At 66.8% G+C, this 22,908-nt stretch carries 16 protein-coding genes; 8 read left to right on the top strand and 8 right to left on the bottom strand.

All coding sequences use genetic code 11. The features are described 5' to 3' along the window. The first annotated feature begins 114 nt into the window (after positions 1–114). Positions 115–849: a DUF3011 domain-containing protein gene (locus ACEF39_RS16325; RefSeq protein WP_500285807.1), complete on the top strand. Its 735-nt coding sequence runs from the start codon at positions 115–117 to the stop codon at positions 847–849. Between the two features lie 99 nt (positions 850–948). Here the strand turns inward: ACEF39_RS16325 and ACEF39_RS16330 are convergent, their stop codons facing one another. The 3 genes from ACEF39_RS16330 to blaL2 form a co-directional block, all read right to left on the bottom strand. Further along, a complete protein-coding gene (locus tag ACEF39_RS16330; protein ID WP_500285808.1) occupies positions 949–1,590 on the bottom strand; it encodes a hypothetical protein in 642 nt (213 codons plus the stop codon). Between the two features lie 56 nt (positions 1,591–1,646). After that, a complete protein-coding gene (locus tag ACEF39_RS16335) occupies positions 1,647–2,861 on the bottom strand; it encodes a cation:proton antiporter (RefSeq protein ID WP_500285809.1) in 1,215 nt (404 codons plus the stop codon). Between the two features lie 104 nt (positions 2,862–2,965). Continuing rightward, the gene (gene blaL2, locus ACEF39_RS16340; protein WP_500285810.1) at positions 2,966–3,877 is read right to left on the bottom strand and encodes a L2 family extended-spectrum class A beta-lactamase; all 912 of its coding nucleotides are present in this window, start codon (positions 3,875–3,877) and stop codon (positions 2,966–2,968) included. A 176-nt stretch (positions 3,878–4,053) separates the two neighbouring features. Here blaL2 and ampR point away from each other — a divergent pair, with 176 nt between their 5' ends. Beyond that, complete coding sequence (ampR, locus tag ACEF39_RS16345) at positions 4,054–4,917, top strand: LysR family transcriptional regulator AmpR (RefSeq protein ID WP_500285811.1); 864 nt, start codon at positions 4,054–4,056, stop codon at positions 4,915–4,917. Between the two features lie 91 nt (positions 4,918–5,008). Here the strand turns inward: ampR and ACEF39_RS16350 are convergent, their stop codons facing one another. Continuing rightward, positions 5,009–6,874 (bottom strand): ABC-F family ATP-binding cassette domain-containing protein, encoded by a 1,866-nt coding sequence (locus ACEF39_RS16350; RefSeq protein WP_500285812.1) that lies wholly within the window; start codon positions 6,872–6,874, stop codon positions 5,009–5,011. A gap of 334 nt (positions 6,875–7,208) precedes the next feature. On the opposite strand from ACEF39_RS16350, the gene ACEF39_RS16355 reads away from it, so the two are divergent. Next, the gene (locus ACEF39_RS16355) at positions 7,209–9,596 is read left to right on the top strand and encodes a TonB-dependent receptor plug domain-containing protein (protein WP_500285813.1); all 2,388 of its coding nucleotides are present in this window, start codon (positions 7,209–7,211) and stop codon (positions 9,594–9,596) included. Between the two features lie 158 nt (positions 9,597–9,754). Then, positions 9,755–11,455 (top strand): YbaL family putative K(+) efflux transporter, encoded by a 1,701-nt coding sequence (gene ybaL, locus ACEF39_RS16360; RefSeq protein ID WP_132824383.1) that lies wholly within the window; start codon positions 9,755–9,757, stop codon positions 11,453–11,455. A gap of 514 nt (positions 11,456–11,969) precedes the next feature. Here the strand turns inward: ybaL and ACEF39_RS16365 are convergent. Continuing rightward, positions 11,970–13,256: an O-acetylhomoserine aminocarboxypropyltransferase/cysteine synthase family protein gene (locus tag ACEF39_RS16365; protein WP_500285814.1), complete on the bottom strand. Its 1,287-nt coding sequence runs from the start codon at positions 13,254–13,256 to the stop codon at positions 11,970–11,972. 179 nt (positions 13,257–13,435) lie between these two features. Between ACEF39_RS16365 and ACEF39_RS16370 the strand changes: the two genes are divergently transcribed. From ACEF39_RS16370 to ACEF39_RS16380, 3 genes are all read left to right on the top strand, one after another. Continuing rightward, positions 13,436–14,170, top strand: coding sequence for a winged helix-turn-helix domain-containing protein (locus ACEF39_RS16370; RefSeq protein ID WP_500285815.1), 735 nt, complete (start codon positions 13,436–13,438; stop codon positions 14,168–14,170). Next, positions 14,167–15,462, top strand: a complete 1,296-nt coding sequence (locus ACEF39_RS16375) for an ATP-binding protein (RefSeq protein WP_500285816.1) — start codon at positions 14,167–14,169, stop codon at positions 15,460–15,462. The genes ACEF39_RS16370 and ACEF39_RS16375 overlap by 4 nt, the downstream gene beginning before the upstream one ends. Before the next feature lie 141 nt (positions 15,463–15,603). Further along, positions 15,604–16,404, top strand: coding sequence for a MipA/OmpV family protein (locus ACEF39_RS16380; RefSeq protein ID WP_500285817.1), 801 nt, complete (start codon positions 15,604–15,606; stop codon positions 16,402–16,404). 79 nt (positions 16,405–16,483) lie between these two features. Here ACEF39_RS16380 and clpB read toward each other — a convergent pair whose 3' ends face one another. Both clpB and ACEF39_RS16390 read right to left on the bottom strand, forming a co-directional pair. Beyond that, positions 16,484–19,069 carry an ATP-dependent chaperone ClpB gene (gene clpB / locus ACEF39_RS16385; protein ID WP_500285818.1) on the bottom strand — a complete coding sequence of 862 codons (2,586 nt, stop codon included), beginning with the start codon at positions 19,067–19,069 and terminating at the stop codon, positions 16,484–16,486. Between the two features lie 180 nt (positions 19,070–19,249). Continuing rightward, positions 19,250–20,071 carry a DUF3014 domain-containing protein gene (locus ACEF39_RS16390; RefSeq protein WP_500285819.1) on the bottom strand — a complete coding sequence of 274 codons (822 nt, stop codon included), beginning with the start codon at positions 20,069–20,071 and terminating at the stop codon, positions 19,250–19,252. 172 nt (positions 20,072–20,243) lie between these two features. Here ACEF39_RS16390 and ACEF39_RS16395 point away from each other — a divergent pair, with 172 nt between their 5' ends. Next, positions 20,244–20,954 carry a glutathione S-transferase gene (locus ACEF39_RS16395; RefSeq protein ID WP_500285820.1) on the top strand — a complete coding sequence of 237 codons (711 nt, stop codon included), beginning with the start codon at positions 20,244–20,246 and terminating at the stop codon, positions 20,952–20,954. 59 nt (positions 20,955–21,013) lie between these two features. Here ACEF39_RS16395 and ACEF39_RS16400 read toward each other — a convergent pair whose 3' ends face one another. Beyond that, complete coding sequence (locus tag ACEF39_RS16400) at positions 21,014–22,621, bottom strand: SulP family inorganic anion transporter (RefSeq protein ID WP_500285821.1); 1,608 nt, start codon at positions 22,619–22,621, stop codon at positions 21,014–21,016. Positions 22,622–22,908 lie beyond the last annotated feature (287 nt).

The raw sequence follows: 22,908 nt of genomic DNA on the forward strand, positions 1-22,908 counted from the left end.
AAAGCCTCTTATTCTGCGGCCGAGGCCCCGGCCGGGGCAAATGCGGACGGTCACACGGGCTTGATCGCCCCGGTCCTTATAGTCGCGCACCTACTCCCGTATGGGGATGTCGCCATGAAACCGCAGTCCTTGGCCAGCCTGGCCGTGATCCTCGGTACCTTTACCGCGCTCGCCCTGCCCTCCGCCCCTGCCGCCGCGCAGAACGGGGTGGTCCGCTGCGAAAGCCAGAACAACCGCGAACGTGTCTGCAACACCGGCTGGCGCGACGCGCAGCTGGTCCGCCAGCTGTCCGGCTCGGCCTGCGTGGAGGGCCGTACCTGGGGCACCCGCAATGGCAGCATCTGGGTCAACAACGGCTGCCGCGCCGAATTCACCCAGGGCCGCGGCGGCTGGGGTGGCGGCAACGGTGGCGGTTGGGGCGGCGGTAACGGCGGCACCGTACGCTGCGAAAGCCAGGACAACCGCGAACGCAGCTGCCCGGTCGGCTGGCGCAACGCGCGCGTGGTCCGGCAGATATCCGGTACCCAATGCGTGGAAGGCCAGAACTGGGGCGTGCGCAACGGCGCGATCTGGGTCAACCGCGGCTGCCGTGCCGAGTTCGCCGAAGCTCGTGGTGGCTGGGGCGGCGGCAATGGCGGCGGCTGGGGTGGCGGCAACAGCAACTACACCGTGACCTGCAGCAGCAACAACAACCGTCAGCAGAGCTGCAACTGGGACGAACGCCAGGGCCGGCCGGTGCTGCAGCAGCAGCTGTCCGGCAGTGCCTGCCAGGAAGGCCGGACCTGGGGCTACTCGCGCGGTAACGTGTGGGTCAGCAACGGCTGCCGGGCACGCTTCGGCACGCGTTGAAGGCAGGGCCGGATCCCTGGCCGACGGCCAGCGCTCTGCTCCTTGGGTGCGTGCAATGCTGGGGTCGGAGCCCTCCGCAGGAGGGATCCGACCCCGGAATCAGGGGGCCGGCGAAGCCTCATCGCCCCAAGGCGCCGGCGGCAGTGCGACCGGCTTGCTGAGGTCGAACTGGACCCGAAATCGACGACCCTCCGGCCGGGTCAGCTCGTAGACGAAGCGCTGGTCCGGCTCGATCTCCATCGCCCACGTGTTGTGGGTCGAAGCCAGCATATCGGCGCGACGGAACATCGCCACCGACTCGCCATCGGCAGGGAACTGCTGGCGTTCGGCGGTACCTGGCGGCGTGCTGTCGCCCCCGTAGAGGGTGATCGCATCGGGGCTGCCATCGGCGTGGCGATGGTCGTGTTTGAGCCGCAGGCCGCTTTCGGTGCGGGTCAACACCCAGGTGCGCGAATGGTCATCACCCACGTGGAACGGGATGCGCAGCTCATGCCCCGGGTCGGCACAACCACGCACATGCATCACCAGCTTCTGCCCGGCGAACGGGTCTTCACCAGTGGGTGCCGGTGTGTCCTCCACCACCTTGCCCTCGTAGGCCTGGCCGCAATGGGCAGCGATGGCGGCCATGAAAGCGTCGGCCGGCGCGGTCGCCAGATCGTGGTTGACCGTATGCGATGGCTGCGAGCAGGCGGCGAGGCCGAGCAGGGCGATGGCGGAAGCAACAGCGGCGATCAGTTTCATGCCCCAACCCTAACGGCCATGGCCGATGCGCGCAAACCGCATTCGCTGGATCTGCCTCAGCGCTCGACTGCAGGGGCGGCGGCAACCACTTCCGTCGCCGCCACCGGCGCATCTTCGCCCTGCCCTGCCGGCTCCTGCTCGACCGGATCGACATCGAACGGCGTGCGGAACACCAGCGAGGGCAGCAGCGTGGTCAATGCGGCGTACAGCAGCAACGCGCCGAACAGCACCGCCGGAATCTGGAAGCGATCACGCATGATCGCGGCCAGCACCAGGGTGAAGATCAACGTCGGTGCCAGCGCCAGCGACACACGCAGGCTGCTGCGGAAGCTCTCGCCGAACATCACGCGGCGCTGCAGCCAGACCACCGCGATGCGCAGCGGCAGCACCACCAGGGTGATGACGATGCCCAGCCCCAGTGCTTCCCAGCTCAGCGCTTCGCTGGGCACCTTGGTGCCGGCGTTGAAGAAGTAGAACGGCACGAAGAACGAGGCGAACAGACGCAGCGCATGCAGGTTTTCGTGCGAGGCCAGCAGCGGCATGCGCTGGTGCAGCAGGCGCGCGACCAGGCCGGCAATGAAGGCACCAACCAAGTAGTACACGCCCAGCAGATAGGTGATGTAGGCGGCCACCATGCCGACCATCACCAGCAGCGAGAACTCCGAACCCGGCGCATGCGGCGCAACCCAGCGACCGAGCGCTATGAACAGCAACGGCAGGCCGATCATCATCGCCAGCAGCGCCGTGCTGGACAGCGCCATGTGCGCCGGATCGCCGGCCTGCAGCACGATGAACAACGCCGCCAGGGCCAGCAGTTCACCGGCGATGGCCTTGCTGGTGACCCAGAACCGTTCGTCCTCGCTCAGCCCCAGCCGCGACAGCGAATCCATGATGAAACCGGTGGATGGGGTCAGCAGCGCCAGCGCCAGCAGCCCCGCTGCCTGCCATGGCAGACCGGCATAACGCCAGGCCAGCCAGCCGACGCCGAACAGGGTCGCACTGCGGATCAGCAGATGCGCCAGCAGCGGCCACATGCCGCGCCGCAGGGCCTGCAGGTCAACCTCCAGGCCAGCGAACAGGAACAGTGAGGAGATACCCAGCGTGGCCAGCAGTGCGATGACCGCGTCGTGCGCCTGGTCACCCAGCCAGAGCATGCCGATGATGCCGAACAGCAGGCAGGTCAGCGGCGCGGGCAGGCTGAAGCGCTGCAGTGCGCGCGGGATCACCAGCAGCGCGAAGATCAGCAGCAGGTAGACCAGTTCATGACTCATGGGGGACTTCCGTGTGGATCGAACGCGCGCAGGATGCGGGTTCGATCCGGATCCGGCAAGCCGGACACGGCTGAAAATGTCCTCCCCTTTCGGCAGAGCGCCCTTCAGCGGATCAGCCCATCGGCGATGCGACCGACCCGCGCAAGCACCGCCGCGCGCTGTTCGAAGCTGATCGCGCCCGCCTGCAGATAGGCGGTCAGGATCCATGGCGAGCCACCCTGCACTGGCCACAACACGGCGATGTCGTTGCGGGCGTCTTCACCATTGCTGCCGGTCTTGTCGCCCACCCGCCAGCGTTTGCCCAGGCCTGCACGAAGGCAGGCATCGCCGGTTTCGTTGTCGATGAGCCAGTCGGCCAGCTGCTGGCGCGAGGCCGGCTTGAGTGCATCGCCCAGCACCAGCCGCTGCAGCGTCGCAGCGATGGCCGCCGGGGTGGTGGTGTCGCGCGGGTCGTCGATGGCGAAGCTGTTCAGCTCCGGCTCCAGGCGATCACTGCGGGTGATCGTATCGCCGCTGTCGCGCAGGAACGCGGTCACCGCCGGCGGCCCACCGATCGCGGCGAACAACAGATTGGCGGCGGTGTTGTCGCTGGTGATCAGCGTGGCCCGGCATAGGTCGCGCACGGTCAGGTCCTTGCCGACGTGGCGGCGGGTGACTGGCGCGTGCTCGAGGATGTCCTGGGCCCGCACCGGCAGGCGCTGGTCCAGCAGTGCCGGATCGCGCTCGGCCTGTTTGAGCACCGTGGCGGTCAGCACGCTCTTGAAGGTGCTGCAGAGTGGGAAGCGCTCGTCCTGGCGATGACCGAGGCGACGACCACTGCCCGTGTCGAGCAGGGTCACGCCGAGTCGACCGCTGCACGCCTTTTCCAGCGCGGCGAAATCGCTGGCGGCGGCGATGGCGGCAGGGGTTGGCGCAGCGGCCATTGTTGTTGTGGCGACGCGGGCGAGCAGCGGTGCCGCGAGCGCGGAAGCGGCGGCAGCTCCACTGAACTGCAGGAATCGGCGACGAGCGAGCATTCGGGGTTCTCCTGGGCGTGACCCGATTATTGGAGCCCATCGGCGACCACTACCAGCACGAATTTTCAGCACAAGTCATTAGATGAATTCATGCCTGTCGCAAATGGTCTGCCGCCATTCCAAAGCAACCCGCCAACCGGATACGATCAGCCATCATTCCGGCTCACGGCTCACGCATGCTCCACCCCACCCTGCCGCTGAATGCGCTGCGCGCCTTCGAGGCCGCCGCCCGGCACCAGAACTTCACCCGGGCGGCTTTGGAACTGTGTGTCAGCCAGGCCGCGCTGAGTCACCAGATACGCGGGCTGGAGGACCGGCTGGGCGTCCGCCTGTTCCATCGCCTGCCGCGCGGCGTGGCGTTGACCGAGGAAGGAGCAGCCCTGTACCCGGTGCTGAATGAATCCTTCGAACGCATTTCAGCCAGCATCGCCCGCTACACCGGCGGCCCGGCACGGGAAGTGCTGACGATCGGCGTGGTCGGCACCTTCGCCACCGGCTGGCTGCTGCCACGGCTGGCCGCGTTCGACACCGCGCACCCGGATATCGAGTTGCGGCTGCAGACCCACAACAACCGCATCGACCTGGCCGGTGAAGGCCTGGACCTGGCGATCCGTTTCGGTGATGGCGACTGGCAGGGGCAGACCTGCACGGCGATCCTGGACGCGCCGTTCGCGCCGTTGTGTGCACCGGCATTGGCGCGGCGGCTGAAGCATCCGCGCGACCTGGCGACCTTGCCGCTGCTGCGTTCGTACCGCAGCGACGAATGGCCACGGTGGCTGCAGATAGCGGGAGTCAACGGCGTGGAAGCACGCGGACCGGTGTTCGATTCGTCGTTGACGCTGGCCGTGGCTGCCGCCGGTGGCGCAGGCGTGGCCTTGCTGCCGCTGCGTATGTTCGAGGCGGACCTGGCCGAGGGCCGGCTGCTGCAACCTTTTGCCACCACCCTGGAACTGGGCCGCTACTGGTTGACCCGGCTGCGCTCACGTGCCGAACGGGAACCGGCCAAGCGCTTCCGCGAATGGCTGCAGGCGCAGGGATGAAACACGTGCGCCGCGGGTAGCGCCGGGCCATGCCCGGCGAGCGCAGCGGATGGGAAAAGCCGCCGGGCATGGCCCGGCGCTACCGATGGAATCAGGATTCCAGCAGTTCCATCCAGGCCGCTTCGGCCTTTTCCAGCTGCGCGGCGGTGGCTTCGCGGTCGCGGCCGAGCACGGCCATGCGCGTGGCATCGGCGTAGTTGCTCGAGTCGGCAAGCTGCCGGTCCAGTTCTGCCAGCACGCCCTCCAGCTCGGCGACCTTGGCTTCGGCATTGGCCAGCTTGTGCGGGTTGACCGGCTTCTTCTGCACCATCTGCGCGACCGGTGCGGTCTTGACCACCACCGGTTCCTCCACCTGTTCCATGCGCACCTTGGTGCCCTGCGCCTGCGGGCGCGTACGCAGCCAGGCGGCATACGCGTCGAGGTCACCGTCGAACGGCTCGACCACGCCATCGGCCACACGCCAGAACGTGTCGCAGACCAGGCCGATCAGATGGCGGTCATGCGAGACCATCACGATCGCGCCGTCGAAGTCGGCCAGTGCTTCGGCCAGCGCTTCGCGCATTTCCAGATCCAAGTGGTTGGTCGGTTCGTCGAGCAGCAGCACGTTTGGCTGCTGGTAGGCGATCAACGCCAGCGCCAGGCGCGCGCGCTCACCGCCGGAGAAGCCGTCCACCGGTTCGAAGGCGCGGTCGCCCGGGAAATTCCACTTGCCGAGGAAATCGCGGAACGACTGGTTCGGTGCATCCGGGGCCAGATCGCGGAAGTGCTCCATCGGCGACTGACCTTCATGCAGCGACTCCACCGTATGCTGGGCGAAGTAGCCGATGCGCAGGTCCGGGTGCGCGGCGCGCTCCCCGGCGATCGGTGCCAGTTCGCCCACCAGGGTCTTCACCAGGGTGGTTTTACCTGCGCCGTTGGGGCCCAGCAGGCCGATGCGCTGGCCCGCTTCCAGGCCAAAGCCCACGTTGTGCAGGATCACCGAGTCGCTGCCGTAGCCGGCCTCGACGTGGTTCAGGCGGATCAGCGAGAACGGCAGTTTGGCCGGCGGCGCGAACTCGATGCGGAACTCGCGCTCGGCGCGCACCGCCTCGGTACCGGCAAGCTTGGCCAGACGCTTCATCCGGCTCTGTGCCTGCGCGGCCTTGCTGGCCTGGGCCTTGAAGCGGTCGATGAAGCTCTGCAGATGGGCGCGCTCGGCCTGTTCCTTTTCGTGTGCGATCTGCTGCTGGCGCAGCTGTTCGGCACGCTGCCGCTCGAAGTCGGTGTAGCCGCCCGGATACAGCTTGGCGCCGCCACCGTGCAGGTGCAGGGTGTGGGTGGCGACGTTGTCGAGGAACTCGCGGTCATGCGAGATCAGCAGCAGGGTGCCCGGGTACTTCAGCAGCCACTGTTCCAGCCAGTACACCGCGTCCAGATCCAGGTGGTTGGTCGGTTCGTCCAGCAACAGCAGGTCGCTGGGCATCATCAGCGCGCGGGCCAGGTTCAGGCGCACGCGCCAGCCGCCGGAGAACGAGGACACCGCGCGGTGGTGGGTTTCGGCCGGGAAACCCAGGCCATGCAGCAGCTTGCCGGCGCGCGCTTCGGCGTCGTAGGCGTTCAGCTCGGCCATGCGCGTATGCGCCTCGGCCACCGCTTCCCAGTCCTCGCGGGCGGTGGCTTCGGCCTCGGCGGCCAGCACCGCTGCCACCTCGACGTCACCGCCCAGCACGAAGCTCAGCGCCGGGTCCGGCAGCGACGGGGTTTCCTGGGCGACGCTGGCGATGCGGATCTTGCCGGGCAGGTCGACGTCACCCTTGTCGGCCTCCAGCTCGCCCTTCACCGCCGCGAACAGGCTGGACTTGCCAGCACCGTTGCGGCCGACCACACCCACCCGGTAACCGGCGTGCAGCGTCAGGTCGACATTGGACAACAGCAGCCGCTCGCCGCGGCGCAAGGCGAAATTACGAAGCGAAATCATGGGGGGAGGCGTCCATATAACCGAATGGAATGTGCTGGTAAGCACTGTTCCTGCGACGCAATTCTAACGTTAACGAATACTTGACGCGCCCCCGGGATGCGCGGCGGGCGGCGTTCCTCTCTCCCACGTCCTGTCCGCGCGCCTCCCGGGCCCCTCCCCCGTCACTGCCTGTCGCAGCTAAATGGTTGCTACTGCAACGTTTTTTCTGATGACCGGCATTTGACAGGCACTGAATATCCCGTTAATTCCTGTATTGCGCACCGCAACAACCGTCGTCCGCTCATCCCCGTGATGTCGATTCCGGTGCCATCCCGCCAACCGGAGCCCCCTCCCGATGACCCGCAAGACCAGCCTGATCGCCGCCGCCGTCGCTGTCGCACTCGGTGGCTCTCCGTTCGTTGCCGCCGCCCAGCAGGCCGGCACCGCCGCCAACACCCTGGATACGGTGATCGTCACCGGCACCCGCGTGGCCGACCGGACGGTCGCCGAATCGCAGTCGCCGATCGACATCATCACCCCCGAGATCCTGCAGTCCACCGGTACCGGTGAGCTGGCCACCGCGCTGTCGCGCGCGCTGCCGTCGCTGAATTTCCCGCGCCCAGCACTGACCGACGGCACCAGCGGTGTGCGCCCGGCACAGCTGCGCGGCCTGTCGCCGGACCAGGTGCTGGTGCTGGTCAACGGCAAGCGCCGCCACACCTCGGCGATGATCAACGTCAACGGCAGCATCGGCCGTGGTTCGTCGGCGGTGGACATCAATGCGATTCCGATCGCCGCCATCGAGCGCGTCGAGGTGCTGCGTGACGGCGCCTCCGCACAGTACGGTTCGGATGCCATCGCCGGCGTCATCAACATCGTGCTGAAGGGCAGCGGCAGCGGTGGCAGCCTGGCCGTCGACTACGGCCAGTACTCGGCCGGCGACGGCAACAAGTACCAGCTCTCTGGCGATACCGGCGTGGAATTCGGCAACGGCCGTGGCCGCGTGCACGTGGCCGGCCAGATCAGCCAGCAGGACGAGAGCGACCGCGCCGGTCCGTACCGCGGCACCACGCCCAACACCGGCAACTTCCCCAGCGTTGGCCAGACCACCTTCATCGTCGGCGACCCGAAGGTGGACGCCACCGCTGCCTCGGTCAATGCGAGCTTCGATTTCAGCGACCACGTGACCGGCTACGCCAGCGCGCTGCTCAGCAACCGCGACATCACCTCGTTCGCGTTCTACCGTTCGCGCAACCACAGCGGGCAGACCGCGCTGCTGGCGCAGACCTATCCGGACGGCTACGTGCCGCAGATCAACCAGTACTCCAAGGACCGCTCGCTGGTGGCCGGCGTCAAAGGCAACACCGACAACGGCTGGACCTGGGACCTGAGCCTGAACCACGGCGAGAACACCCTGGATTTCCACACCCGCAACAGCATCAACTACAGCCTGGGCGCGACCAGCCCGCGTTCGTTCTACGACGGCACGCTGAAGTACCAGCAGGACATCTTCAACGCCGACCTGACCAAGTCGCTGGACTGGGGCTTGGCCTATCCGGTCACCCTGTCCTTCGGCGGTGAGTACCGTCGTGAGAAGTGGGACCAGAACCCGGGTGAACTGAACTCCTACACCGGCACCGGCGCGCAGGGCTTCGCCGGCTTCACCCCGACCAATGAAGTGCACACCGACCGCCACAACTACGCGGTCTATGCGGGCCTGGAAGCGGACCTGACCGAGAAGTTCTCGGCCGGCATCACCGGCCGCTACGAGGATTACTCGGACTTCGGCGACCGCTTCTCCGGCAAGCTGTCGGCGCGCTATGCGTTCACCGACAAGGTCGCGCTGCGGGCAACCGCCTCCAGCGGCTTCCGCGCGCCGTCGCTGCCGCAGCAGGGCTACCAGGCAGTGACCAGCCAGTTCCTCAACGGCGTGTTCGTCGAACGCGGCACCTTCCCCACCACCAGCCCGGCCGCGCAGGCATTGGGCGCGTCGCCGCTGAAGGCCGAGACCTCCACGTCCTACAGCCTGGGTCTGGTGCTGCAGCCGATCGACCGCCTGTACGTCACCGTCGACGCGTACCAGATCGACATCGATGACCGCATCGCGTTGTCGTCCAGCATCACCACCAATGCCGCCTCCAGTGCGCTGCTGGCCGGGCTGGGCCTGCCACAGGTAACGGCGTTCTCGTACTTCACCAACGGTCTGGACACCCGCACCCGCGGTGTTGACTTCGTATCCAGCTACACCGTGCCGTTCAGCGCCAGCAGCCTGGAATTGACCGCGGCGTACAGCTACAACGACACCGAAGTGCAGCGCGTGGGCGGCACGCCAGCGGTGTTCGGCACGCTGGGCCTGACCCAGTCGCTGATCGGTCGCGATGAGATCGGCCGCATCGAAGACAGCTACCCGCACGACAAGACCATCCTCAGCGGCACCTGGCGTTCGGACCACTGGGAACTGGGCCTGGCGGCGACCCGCTACGGCAAGTTCACGGTGCGCAATTCGGCCACCGCCGCGCGTGACCAGACCTACGGCGACAAGTGGGTGCTGGATGCTTCGGCCAGCTACAAGCCGAGCGCGAACTGGACGCTGACGGTGGGCGCCGACAACCTGCTGGACGAGTACCCGGACCGCACCGAAGATCTGCAGAACTCGACCTTCGGCATGCTGCCGTACAGCAACTACTCGCCGTTCGGCTTCAATGGCGCGTACGTGTACGGGCGGATCAAGTACAACTGGTAAGCGGTAACAGGCGTGCCGGGCCATGCCCGGCGGGTTCATCCGGGGTCAGATCCCTTTTCCTGCAGGAAAAGGGATCTGACCCTATTTGCTCTAAAGGTTTGCCGCATTTGGCTCATTAGGTGAAAATCGGGGCATCCCCCCGATTTCTGCGAGAGCCGATGCACCATGACACCGACCTGATCAACATCGTTGCCGTTGGTCTCGGGCTCGCCTTCATCTTCGGCGCGCTGGCCAACAAGCTCCGCTTGTCTCCTCTGGTCGGTTACCTGGTTGCTGGCATCTGCGTTGGTCCCTTCACTCCGGGCTTTGTCGCCGACCAGGCACTGGCCAACCAGCTGGCCGAGCTGGGCGTGATGCTGCTGATGTTCGGCGTCGGTCTGCACTTCTCGCTGAAGGACCTGATGGCGGTCAAGGCCATCGCCATTCCCGGTGCCATCGGCCAGATCCTGGTCGCCACCCTGCTCGGCTGGGGCTTGGCGGCATTGATGGGCTGGCCGGTCATCCACGGCGTGGTGTTCGGTTTCGCGCTGGCCACGGCCAGTACCGTGGTGCTGCTGCGCGCGATGGAAGAGCGCCGCCTGCTGGAAACGCAGCGCGGCAAGATCGCAGTGGGCTGGCTGATCGTCGAAGACCTGGCCTGCGTGCTGGCACTGGTGATGATGCCGGTGATGGCCGGTGTGTTCGGGCCCGACGCGGCCAATGAACATCACACCCTCGGCAGCGTACTGGCCAGCATCGGCTGGACGTTCGTGCAGCTGGGCCTGTTCGTGGCGGTGATGCTGGTGGTCGGCCGCCGGGTCATTCCGTGGATCCTGGAGCGCATCGCCGGTACCGGCTCGCGCGAACTGTTCACCCTGTCGGTGCTGGCGATCGCACTCGGCGTGGCATTCGGCTCAGCGATGCTGTTCGGCGTGTCGTTCGCGCTGGGCGCGTTCTTCGCCGGCATGCTGCTCAATGAATCCGAACTCAGCCACAAGGCGGCCAGCGATTCACTGCCGCTGCGCGATGCATTCGCGGTGCTGTTCTTTGTCTCGGTGGGCATGCTGTTCAACCCCAGCATCCTGATCGAACACCCGTGGCAGGTGCTGGCCACCGCCGGCATCATCATGTTCGGCAAATCGGCGGCGGCGTTCTTCATCGTGCGCGCATTCGGCCATCCCACAGGCACCGCGTTGACGATCTCGGCCAGCCTGGCGCAGATCGGCGAGTTCGCCTTCATCATCGCCGGCCTCGGCGTGACCCTGAAGATCCTGCCGCCCACCGGCCAGGCGCTGGTGCTGGCCGGTGCGCTGATCTCGATCATGCTCAATCCGCTGGTGTTCGGCCTGCTCGACCGCTGGCTGCTGAAGCACCAGGAAACCACGCCCACGGCGGTGGAGACCGAGCTGCCACCCGGGCCGTCGCTGGACCTGCATGACCATGCCATCGTCATCGGCTACGGCCGCGTCGGCAGTGCGCTGGCACAGGTGCTGCGCGACCGTGGTGTACCGGTGATGATCATCGACGACAACAAGGAACACGTGGCCGAGGCGCATGCGGCCGGCCTGCCCGGCATCCGCGGCAGCGCCGCTTCGGACAAGGTGCTGGCCGAAGCCCATCCCGAGCGCGCCAAGATCGCGGTGCTGGCGATCCCGCAGCCGCTGGAAGCCGGTGAGACACTGGCCAAGCTGCGTGCGATCAACCCCAACCTGACCCTGCTGGCGCGCGCGCACAGCGATGCCGAAGTGAAGCATCTGCTTGAACACGGTGCCGACGGGACGGTGATGGCCGAGCGCGAGCTGGCTTACTCGCTGGCGGAAATGGTGATGGCGACCCCGCCGTATCGCAGCCTTGGGCAGCACAGCATTCCGGTGGTGTGAGGGTTGTGCGGCAGGGCTGCGCCCTGCACCCGCGGTGGTGCCGGCCGCTGGCCGGCAACTTCAATGGCAACAGCAACAGCAAAAGCTGGCTTCCTGTGGGTTGGCGGGGTGGGTCCGGTTGCAGGGGACGCTGCAAGTACGTCCCTGTAAGCTCGGTCGCCGCATCCATGCGGCTCACGCCCCCGCAACCGGACCCACCCCGCCTTCGACGGATTTCAGCGAGCTGTCGGTACGGCGTTCGGTGCTGCTGTTGGTAGGTGTCGACCTTGGTCGACACAGTAGATCCACGCCATGAGTGGATGGATCTCCATCGGAATCGAATATTCCGACAGTGCATCGAAATTCATCCACGCATGGCGTGGATCTACCGGGGTTGGTTGCGCCCAAAAAAATCCCCGGCCGACCCGCATCGGCCGGGGATGATATCGCCACGCCCTTGGAGAGCGTCTCTACCGTAGCGCGTTCCTGCAGCGGTGGTGATCGCCTATGGCGATGACGACCAAGCCGCCAGCTATCAGGTGTCAGCCAACGCCTGCTCCAGGTCAGCGCGCAGGTCGCCGATGTGCTCGATGCCGATCGACAGCCGTACGGTGTCCTCGCTGACCCCGGCCCTGGCGAGCTCGGCCGCATCCAGCTGGCGATGGGTGGTGGACGCTGGATGGGTGGCCAGCGACTTCGCATCCCCCAGGTTCACCAGCCGGGTGAACAGCTTCAGTGCATCAAGGAAACGCGCGCCGGCAACACGCCCGCCGGGCAGGCCGAAGGTCAGCACGCCGGAGCCGTGGCCGCCCAGATAGCGCTGCGCCGCCGCGTGTTCGGGGTCGTCGGGCAACCCGGCATAACGCACCCACGCCACCTTCGGATGCGCGCGCAGGTACTGCGCCACGGCCAGCGCATTGGCGTTGATCCGCTCCATGCGCAGGGCCAGGGTCTCGATGCCCTGCAGGATGAGAAAGGCATTGAACGGTGACAACGCTGCGCCGGTATTGCGCAGCGGCACCACCCGCGCACGGCCGATGTAGGCCGCCGCACCGAGTGCTTCGGTGTAGACCACGCCGTGATAGCTCGGATCGGGCTGGCTCAAGCGGGCGAAGCGTTGCGGCTGTGCCGTCCAGTCGAAACGGCCCGAATCGACGATCGCCCCGCCCAGACTGGTGCCGTGGCCGCCGAGGTACTTGGTCAGCGAGTGCACCACGATGTCGGCACCATGTTCGAACGGGCGCAGCAGGAACGGCGTGGCCACGGTGTTGTCGACGATCAGCGGCACGCCCGCCGCATGCGCGACCTCGGCGATGGCGGCGATGTCGGTGACGTTGCCGCGCGGGTTGCCGATCGACTCGACGAACACGGCCTTGGTGCGCTCATCGATCAGGGCTGCGAACGCAGACGGGTCGGCCGGATCGGCAAAACGCGTCTGGATGCCGTACTGCGGCAGCGTGTGCGCCAGCAGATTGAGGCTGCCGCCATACAGCGCGCTGGCGGCGACGATGTTGTCGCCGGCCTCGGCAATGGTCTGGATTGCATAGGTGATCGCCGCCTGCCCGGAGGCCAGCGCCAACGCGCCGATGCCCCCTTCCAGCGCCGCCACACGCTGCTCCAGCACGTCGGTGGTGGGATTCATGATGCGCGTATAGATGTTGCCCGGCACCTTCAGGTCGAACAGGTCCGCCCCGTGCTGGGTGTCATCGAATGCGTAGGCCACGGTCTGGTAGATCGGCACCGCCACCGCGCGGGTGGTCGGGTCGGGACGGTAGCCGCCGTGCACGGCCAGCGTTTCCAGTTGCCACTGCGGATCACTCATTGCGCCAGGCTCCATCCGGGGAAACGCCCACCATAGGCCAGCCTTCGACCGCCACTGAGAGCCCCTGGCGATGACGCCAATACCGGCGGTTATCAGGTTGCCCGCGATTCAGGCAGACGTCATGGGCCGTTGCTAGGCTTCGCCGCCGGGCCTTCGCCCCGGACAAGGACGCCCCACCGATGCAGCCCTCCCCGTGGACTCCCGCCGCCGGCACCCCGACCCAGGTGCTGCTGGTCGAGGACGACCGCCGCCTGGCCGAGCTGGTCAGCGACTATCTGCGCGAACATGGATTTGCCGTGCAGCACGTGCCGCGTGGCGACCTGGCCAGCGCGGCCTGTCGCCAGCACGCGCCGGAACTGGTGGTACTGGACCTGATGCTGCCTGGCCTCGGTGGCATCGATGTGTGCCGGCAGATCCGCAGTTTTTCCGACGTGCCGATCCTGATGCTGACGGCGTGCGAGGACGATATCGAACAGGTACTGGGCCTGGAGTCCGGCGCCGATGACTACGTGCACAAGCCGATCGAGCCACGCCTGCTGCTGGCGCGCCTGCGCGCGCTGCTGCGCCGTCGCCATGGCAGCGGCCCTGCCGGCGTGCCGTGCCGGCTGATGCATGGTGGGCTGCTGATCGACCGCGTGCAGCGTGAGGTCCATCTGCATGGGCAGCCGGTGGAACTGGGTACCACCGAATTCGAGATCCTCTGGCTGCTGGCCAGCCAGCCCGGGCAGATCCTCTCACGCGACCAGATCCTGCAGGCGGCGCGCGGCATCGGTTTCGATGGCCTGGACCGCAGCGTGGATGTCTGCATCGGCAAGCTGCGCCGCAAGCTGGGCGACGACGCGCGCGAACCGCGCCGCATCAAGACTGTCTGGGGCCGTGGTTACCAGTTCAATCCGTCGGCCTGGGCCACGTGAAGCGCCTGTTCCTGTGGTTGTGGCTATTGGTCAGCCTCGGCTTCCTGGGCTCGGTGACCGTGCTCGATTTCACGCTTGAACGTGTCTATCGCCCGACCTCGCAGCGCGTGTTCGCCGACCAGGTGCGCGGCCAGCTGTATGCGCTGCGGCAGGGCCTTGCCGGTTTGGATGCCGCGCAGCAGCGGCAGCAGCTGGCGCACTGGCAGCCCCACTACGGTATCGAACTGCGCCGCCTGGATGCGCCGCCGCCGCTGGATGCCCAGGAGCGCGAGCAGCTGCAGCGGTTGGGCATGGTCACCCGCGGAAAATCCACCCTGCTGCTGGCGCCGCTGGACCCGGCCCATCGCGAGGGCGCGTGGCTGCACCTGCGCATGCCTGCCGACACACCGATGATCGGCTATCTGGTCACCGTGGCCTACATCATCATGCTGGCCGTGCTGGGGGTATGCGTGTACCTCTGGGTGAACCTGCTCTGGCGCGATCTGGAGGCGTTGCGCCAGCATGCCGACCAGATCGGCGCCGGTGACCTGCAGGCCCGCGCGCAGGTCTCGCCGCGCTCGCAGATCCGGGTCATCCTCGAACATTCCAACCGCATGGCCGCACGCGTGGCCGAACTGGTGCAGCGGCAGCGCGATCTTACCCATGCCATTTCCCATGAACTGCGCACGCCGATCGCCCGCCTGGCCTTCGGCCTGGACCTGATGCAGGACAGCAACGACCCGGCGCGGCGGGCACACCTCGCCGCCGGCATGCATGGCGATCTGGCCGAGCTCAACCGGCTGGTCAGCGAATTGCTGGCCTACGAGCGCCTGGAGCATCCCAACGATGCCGAGCCCATGCAGCGGATCGAAGCGAACGACTGGCTGCAGGCCTGCCTGGAGGACGCCCGGCGCGATGCCGAGCGCGCGGGCCTGGTGCTGCAGGTATGGCCCAGCGCGCTGCCGCGCGTGGACGCCGAGCCACGGCTGCTGCAGTTGGCCCTGAGCAATCTGGTCGGCAACGCGATGCGTTATGCACGCACCCGTGTGGAGGTGTCACTGGTCAGCGTTGCCGGCAACGCCTGCCTGCGCGTGGACGACGATGGCCCCGGTATCGCCGAGGGCGATCGCGAGAAGGTGCTGCGCCCGTTCACCCGTCTGGATGACAGCCGCAGCCGCGACACGGGTGGCTTCGGCCTGGGCCTGGCCATCGCCGGGCGCATCGCGGTTCGTCACCACGGAGAGCTCCGCGTGGGACGCGCGACCCTCGGTGGCGCGCGCCTGGAAATGCACTGGCCACTGGCTGCCAGCTGAACGGCGCAGGCCGCGCTTACAGTTGCTTACAACTCCCGCACAACTGCGGACGGATTGGCCGCTGGCGTCCCGCCACGCTGGCGACCCTGCAGCACGCGCCGGATACGCGCGCTGCACTTCCTCCCTATGTAGAGAGTTGCCATGTCCCACCTTCGCCGTTTCCCCACCCTGCTCGGCCTGGCCCTGCTGCCCTTGTTCGCAACGTCCGCAGCGCATGCCAAGGATGACCAGTGGACCTTCGAGCTTGCCGCCGGTGGCGGCGTTGCCCCGCGCTACAGCGGCAGCGAGGAATTCCAGGCCGCACCCACACTGTCCTTCGACGTGACCTCGCCGGGCGGCTGGTTTCTGGGTACCAGCGGTGCGGGCTGGGGCACGGCGATCGGCGAACACACCCGCGTGCGCGCCTACGTCGGCGGCAGCGGCAGTCGACGCGAGAAGAACTCGATCCTCGGCGGCTCGGACTTCCTGCGTGGCATGGGCGATATCGATACCCGGCCCCTGGTCGGCCTGGCGGCTGGCTATACGCTTGGTGAGGCGGTGTTGAGTGGTTCCTGGCAATACACGATGAAAGACGATGACAAGGGCGACAACGGCCTTGCCACCCAGCAGATCCACCTGAACCTGGAGATGCCGCTGTTCGATCTGGCCGGTGGCGTGGTCAGCGGCAGCGTCTCCACCGACTACGGCAACCGCGGCTACCTGCAGACCTGGTACGGGGTCAGCCCCGACCAGGCCGCTCGCACCGGTTTCGCCCAGCACAAGCCCAAGGCCGGTCTGGTCAGCGCCGGCCTGGGCATGAAATGGAGCCATCGCGCCGGTCGCAACGGCAACTGGTACATCGCCGTGGAAGGCACCCGCCTGCTCGGCGATGCGGCAGACAGCCCGATCGTGCAGAAGGCCAATCAGTTCGGGGTAATGACCGGGTATACGCACCGGTTCTGAGCATTGCCGGCATGCGCCGGATGCGGCCGAACGCTACAACGGAAACGGGACGCTGCAATCATGCAGCGCCCCGTTCGGCTCAGGCCTTGGCGAACACCAGACGGCCGCCGTCGTTGCCCACTTCGATGGTATCGCCGTTGGTGAATGCACCGGACAGGATCTGCTGCGCCAGCGGGTTCTCCAGCTGTGCCTGGATCGCACGCTTCAGCGGACGCGCACCATACACCGGATCGAAGCCGACATTGCCGAGCAGATCGAACGCCGCATCGGATACCACCAGCTTCAGGCCACGCTCGGCCAAACGCTTTTCCAGGCCACGCATCTGGATGCGCGCGATCTGCTTGATCTGCTGCTTGTCCAGTGGATGGAACACCACGATGTCGTCCAGGCGGTTGATGAACTCCGGACGGAAGTGCGCTTGCACCACGCCCATCACCGCCGCCTTCATCTGCGTGTAGGCCTCCGGCGTGTCATCGCCACTCATGTCCTGGATCTGGTGCGAGCCCAGGTTCGAGGTCATCACGATGACGGTATTGCGGAAGTCCACCGTGCGGCCCTGGCCGTCGGTCAGGCGACCATCGTCCAACACCTGCAGCAGGATGTTGAACACATCCGGATGCGCCTTTTCCACCTCATCCAGCAGGATCAGCGAATACGGGCGACGGCGCACGGCCTCGGTGAGGTAACCACCCTCCTCGTAGCCCACGTAGCCCGGGGGCGCACCGATCAGGCGTGCAACGCTGTGCTTCTCCATGAACTCGCTCATGTCGATGCGGATCATCGCGTCGGCGCTGTCGAACAGGAACTCGGCGAGCGACTTGCACAGTTCGGTCTTGCCCACGCCGGTCGGGCCCAGGAACAGGAACGAGCCACCCGGTCGATTCGGATCGGACAAGCCGGCGCGCGAACGACGCACCGCGTCGGACACCACCTTGATCGCCTCTTCCTGGCCGACCACGCGGTTGTGCAGCACCTCTTCCATGCGCAGCAGCTTGTCGCGCTCGCCTTCGAGCATCTTGTTGACCGGGATGCCGGTCCAACGCGAGACGACCTCGGCGATCTCCTCATCGGTGACACGGTCCTGCACCAGCTTGAAGTCGTGGTTCTCCACTTCCTGGGCGGCCGCCAGCTGCTTTTCCAGCTGCGGCAGCACGCCATACTGGATCTCGCTCATGCGCGCGAAATCCTGCCGGCGCTGCGCAGACTCCAGTTCAACCTTGGCCTGCTCGACCTGTTCCTTGAGCTTGGTCGTGCCCTGCAGCGCGGCCTTCTCCGACTTCCAGACCTCGTTGAGATCGGAGAACTCGCGCTCCAGTGCATCGATATCGTTTTCCAGGTCGGCCAGGCGCTGCCGCGAGGCATCGTCCTTTTCCTTCTTCAGCATCTCGCGCTGGATCTTCAACTGGATCAGGCGACGCTCCAGCCGATCCAGTTCCTCCGGTTTGGAGTCGATCTCCATGCGCAGGCGCGAAGCGGCTTCGTCCATCAGGTCGATGGCCTTGTCCGGCAGCTGGCGGTCGGTGATGTAGCGGTTGGACAGGGTGGCCGCAGCGACGATGGCCGGGTCGGTAATCTCCACCCCGTGATGCACCGCGTACTTTTCCTTCAGGCCGCGCAGGATCGCGATGGTGTCCTCCACCGTCGGCTCACCCACGAAAACCTTCTGGAAGCGGCGCTCCAGCGCGGCATCCTTTTCGATGTACTTGCGGTACTCGTCCAGCGTGGTCGCACCGACGCAGTGCAGTTCACCGCGCGCGAGTGCCGGCTTGAGCATGTTGCCGGCATCCATCGCGCCGTCGGCCTTGCCCGCGCCGACCATGGTGTGCAGTTCGTCGATGAACAGGATGATCTGCCCTTCGCTCTTGGCCAGGTCGTTGAGCACACCCTTCAGGCGCTCCTCGAATTCGCCGCGGAACTTCGCACCGGCGATCAGCGCGCCCATGTCCAGCGACAGCACGCGCTTTCCACGCAGGCCCTCTGGCACTTCGTCGTTGATGATGCGTTGGGCCAGGCCTTCGACGATCGCGGTCTTGCCCACGCCCGGCTCGCCGATCAGCACAGGGTTGTTCTTGGTACGACGCTGCAGCACCTGGATGGTGCGGCGGATCTCCTCGTCACGGCCGATCACCGGGTCGAGCTTGCCGCTCTCGGCACGCGCGGTCAGGTCGATGGTGTACTTTTCCAGCGCCTGCCGCTGTTCCTCGGCGTTCTCCGACTGCACGTTCTCGCCGCCACGCAGCTTGTCGATGGCGGTCTGCAGGCGCGCCTTGTCGGCGCCGGCAGCGCGCAGCGCCATGCCCAGCGTGCCGCCGTCTTCCAGCGCGGCCAGCACGAACCACTCGCTGGCAATGAAGGCATCGCCCTGCTGCTGTGCCAGCTTGTCGGTGTGGTTGAGCAGGCGGTTGAGATCGTTGCCGATCGACAGGTTGCCGGCTTGGCCGGACACCTTCGGCAGCGCTTCAAGCGCCTCGTCCAGGCGCTCGCGCAGCACCGGTACGTTGACGCCGGCCTGGGCCAGCAACGGACGGGTGCTGCCGCCCTGCTGGTCCAGCAGGGCACTGAACACGTGTACCGGTTCAATGATGCTGTTGTCGCGGCCTACCGCCAGCGACTGCGCGTCTGCCAGCGCCTGCTGGAAACGCGAGGTGAGCTTGTCCATGCGCATTGTGAAACCTCATCGGTCATCTTGGCCGGCCGCGCCGGCGATGCTGGAAAGATGCGGTTGCCCCACCCGGTTTCAAGGGTGGCTGCGACTGCATTCGAAGGCCAGTCAGCCTGTGCCCAGCATGCCGGACGGGGTGTTGCCGGCGCGTTGATCCGGATCAGATCCGCACGATGGGAGGCTTCAACGCGTGATCGCGGCCCGGATCGCCCGCAGTTGCTGCTTGACCGCCCGTGTCTGCGCCGCGTCCATGCGCAGCAAGGCCTTCTGGCCGATCGAGCGTGACTGCAGGGTGGAGTCGACGAAGCGGTAGCGGCCGCGCTCATTGCGCTCCACCAGTGGCGCTTGAGCCAGCTCAGGGGTATCCAACAGGTGATCGATCACCGTCACCAGACGATCATTGAAGTAGCCGTCGGGCCTGCCAAGTTCCACGTAGGCCTGCTGGATCAACGGATAGAAGCGCTTGTACGCCAAGGCCGCCGCCGCCGGGTCCAGCGCAGTGAAAGCCTTCACATAGGGCGCATAGCGCGCTGCATTGGCCGCAGCGATGCGTTCGCCGCCCTCGCCCGGCTCCACCTGCAGGCTGCCCGGCAGCGGCCGAGCGGCCAGTGCGGTAGGCGGCACACTGGCCTTGTCCAGATTGTCGACCTGGGTAACCAGCCGCTGGATCAGGTGATCACGCAGCAGCGCAGTCAACGCACCCTCTCCCTTGAACAGTTCGCTCAATGTGCTCCAGGCAGCGGCATCGCTGTCAGCCAGCTTCGGTAGCGCCGGGTCGGCGGCGGCCTCGGAATCCAGAGGATGCCTGATCGCGGGCGGTGCTGGTGCGGGTTCTGCGGCCGCCTTCGGTTGTAGCGGTGCGCCGGTACTGGCAGGAGTCGATTGCACCGGCACTGAAACGCCGTCTGTCAGGCTCTTCAGCTGATCGCGGAACAACCATCCGCCTGCGCCGCCGATCACCACCACGCCCAGCACCCAGGGCCATACCGCCTTTCCGCTCTGCATGACGCAGTCCCTCGTTTTTTCACCCGCATGGACAGGGTGTGACCCCGCCGATTCCAGCGGGTTCCCCATCTGTTCCGCTGGCGTTTGGGTTGGGGCCAGCGCGCAGGAGTGCTCACACGTGCTTTGCGCGCACTGCGCGAGGCTATCGGTCCTGCCGTGTGGAGACGCTGCCATGCAGTACGCGCTGTACTACTGGACCGGCATCCAGGGCCGTGGCGAATTCGTGCGCCTGGCTTTGGAAGACGCCGGCGCGGATTACATCGACATGGCGCGGGTGCATGGCGACGCTGTGATGCAACCGTTCCTCGACGGCCAAGGCGAAGGTGCGCAACCTTTCGCGCCACCGTTCCTGAAGGCAGGGCGACAGGTCATCGCACAGGTTGCAGCCATTCTCGATTTCCTCGGCCCGACGCTGGATCTGGTCCCACAGGCCGCCTCGCGGCGCATGCAGGCGCTGCAGTGGCAGCTGACCATCGCCGATCTGGTGGCCGAGGTGCACGACACCCACCACCCCATTGCCGCGTCGAAATACTACGAAGACCAGAAGACCGAAGCCAAGGCGCGCGCAGCAGCGATGCGCGATGAGCGCCTGCCGAAGTTCCTCGGCTACTTCGAGCAGGTGCTGAAGGCCAATGGCGGTCGCCACCCGCTGCGCGAGCATTCCTACGTCGATCTGTCACTGTTCCAGCTGCTGAGCGGGCTGGACTACATGTTTCCGCGCCGCATGCAGGCGTTGTGGCCCACGTTGCCATTGCTGCACGCGTTGAAGGATCGGGTGCAACAACGGCCCGGCATCGCCGCCTATCTCGCTTCGGAGCGGCGGCTTGCCTTCAACACCAACGGCATCTTCCGGCATTACCCGGAACTGGATTCAGATCGGTAGCGCCGGGCCATGCCCGGCGGCGACGCAACCCAACGCCGGGCATGGCCCGGCGCTACCGGTCAATGGGCGTTTTCAGCCAGCGGCTTCACCGCCTGCTTCTGCAGCGACAGCAGCCCCAGCAGGATGGCCAGCGCCACATAGGCGCCGGCGAACTGCCAGCTGATGACGCGGGCCAGGCCCTGCAGATCCCACGGCAGGTAGATACCGCCGCGCGGATCCACCGAATGGATCAGGCCGAACAGGGTGAGCACCGCCGCCACCAGCAGGAAGCCGCAGGCGCGACGCAGGCGTCCATCGACCATCGCCGCGACGGTGGCGATCCACAGCATCGAGGTGATGATGAAGCCGTTGCCCAACGCGAAGATCACCGCCAGCTCCGGCAGGCCATGGCCATCGACGTGGGTCAGCAGCGCGCCCATCTGCTCGGCCGGAATCCAGCCCGGTGCCTTGATCGCCAGCAGGTAGGCTGCCGACGGCAGGAAGCCCAGCACCATCGCGCCGGCATGCTGGCGCGGCGTCGCCTGGAACGCCTGGGTGGTGATGTCGATCGACACGTACACGATGATCGGCGCCAGCACCGCCAGCGGCAGCCACTGCACCAGCCCGGAAATGATGCCGAGCATGCCGCCGATGCCGACGAACAGGCCGGTCAGCAGCGTGTAGCCGCTGCGCGCGCCCATGTGCTTGTAGGCCGGCTGGCCGATGTACGGGGTGGTCTGCGCAACGCCGCCGCAGACGCCAGCCACCAGCGTGGCCACCGCTTCCACCAGCAGGATGTCGCGGGTGCGGTAGTCATCGCCGGCCGCGCGCGCGCTCTCGGATACGTTGATGCCACCGACCACCATCAGCAGGCCGAACGGCAGCAGCAGCGGCAGGTAGGTCATCGCGGTCGGCAGGCCCTCGATGAAGCCCAGCGTCGGCAGCGGCAGTACCACCTGCGGCGGCACCCAGGCCGGAATCTGGAAGCCGGGCACACCCAGCCCGGCCAGACCAAGGCCGTAGTACAGGACGGTGCCGAACACGAACGCCAGCAGCACACCCGGACCGCGCACCGGCAGCTTGCCCTTGGCGATCAGCACGTACAGCAGCAGGCCGAGCGTGGTGAAGCCGACCAGCGGCGAGCGCAGGGTTTCCAGCAGCGGCAGCAGGCCCATCAGCACCAGTGCGATGCCAGCGATGGAGCCCAGCAGCGCGGCACGCGGCAGCGCGCGGGTCACCGCTTCACCGAAGAAGGACAGGATCAGCTTGAGCACGCCCATGATGACCAGCGAGGCCATGCCCAGCTGCCAGGTGGCGATGGCGGCGGCATGCGGGTCCAGACCCTGCTGCTTGAAGGCCAGGAAGGCCGGGCCCAGCACCAGCAGTGCCATGCCGATGCTGGTCGGCGCATCCAAGCCCAGCGGCATGGCGGTGACGTCGTCCCGCCCGGTACGCGCGGCCAGGCGCCGTGCCATCAGGGTGTACAGCAGGTTGCCGACCAGCACGCCCAGGGCGGTGCCGGGGAACATGCGGCCGAAGACCACGTCGGCGGGGAACTGGAACATCCCGACCAGGGCCATGGCGATGAAGCCGAGGATGGAGAGATTGTCGACGACCAGGCCGAAGAAGCCATTGAAGTCGCCAGCGACGAACCAGCGGCGCGGCGCGGTGGAAGCGGGAGCGGACATGGAAGGGGCGGTGGGGGGTGGGGACCGCCGATGGTAGGCCCAGCGGGGCCGGCGCGCCAATTCCCGCGTGGAATGATGGGTTCCAGCCAACGGCGGAGCCCCTCGTGGTGGGTCGCCGAAAGCAGCCTATCGAGTGGCCCGTGCGGGGTGGGTTGCGCAGGACACGCCGTAAACCCGTCCATGGGGGCTCGATGGCGCCATCCATGGCGCCAACGGTCCTGCGCAACCCACCCCGCCCGGCCCATGACAGTTTCCTGCGCGTGCCAGCCACGGAAGAGAATCAGAAG

The organism is Stenotrophomonas indicatrix, assembly GCA_041545745.1.
Classification (GTDB): domain Bacteria; phylum Pseudomonadota; class Gammaproteobacteria; order Xanthomonadales; family Xanthomonadaceae; genus Stenotrophomonas; species Stenotrophomonas indicatrix_A.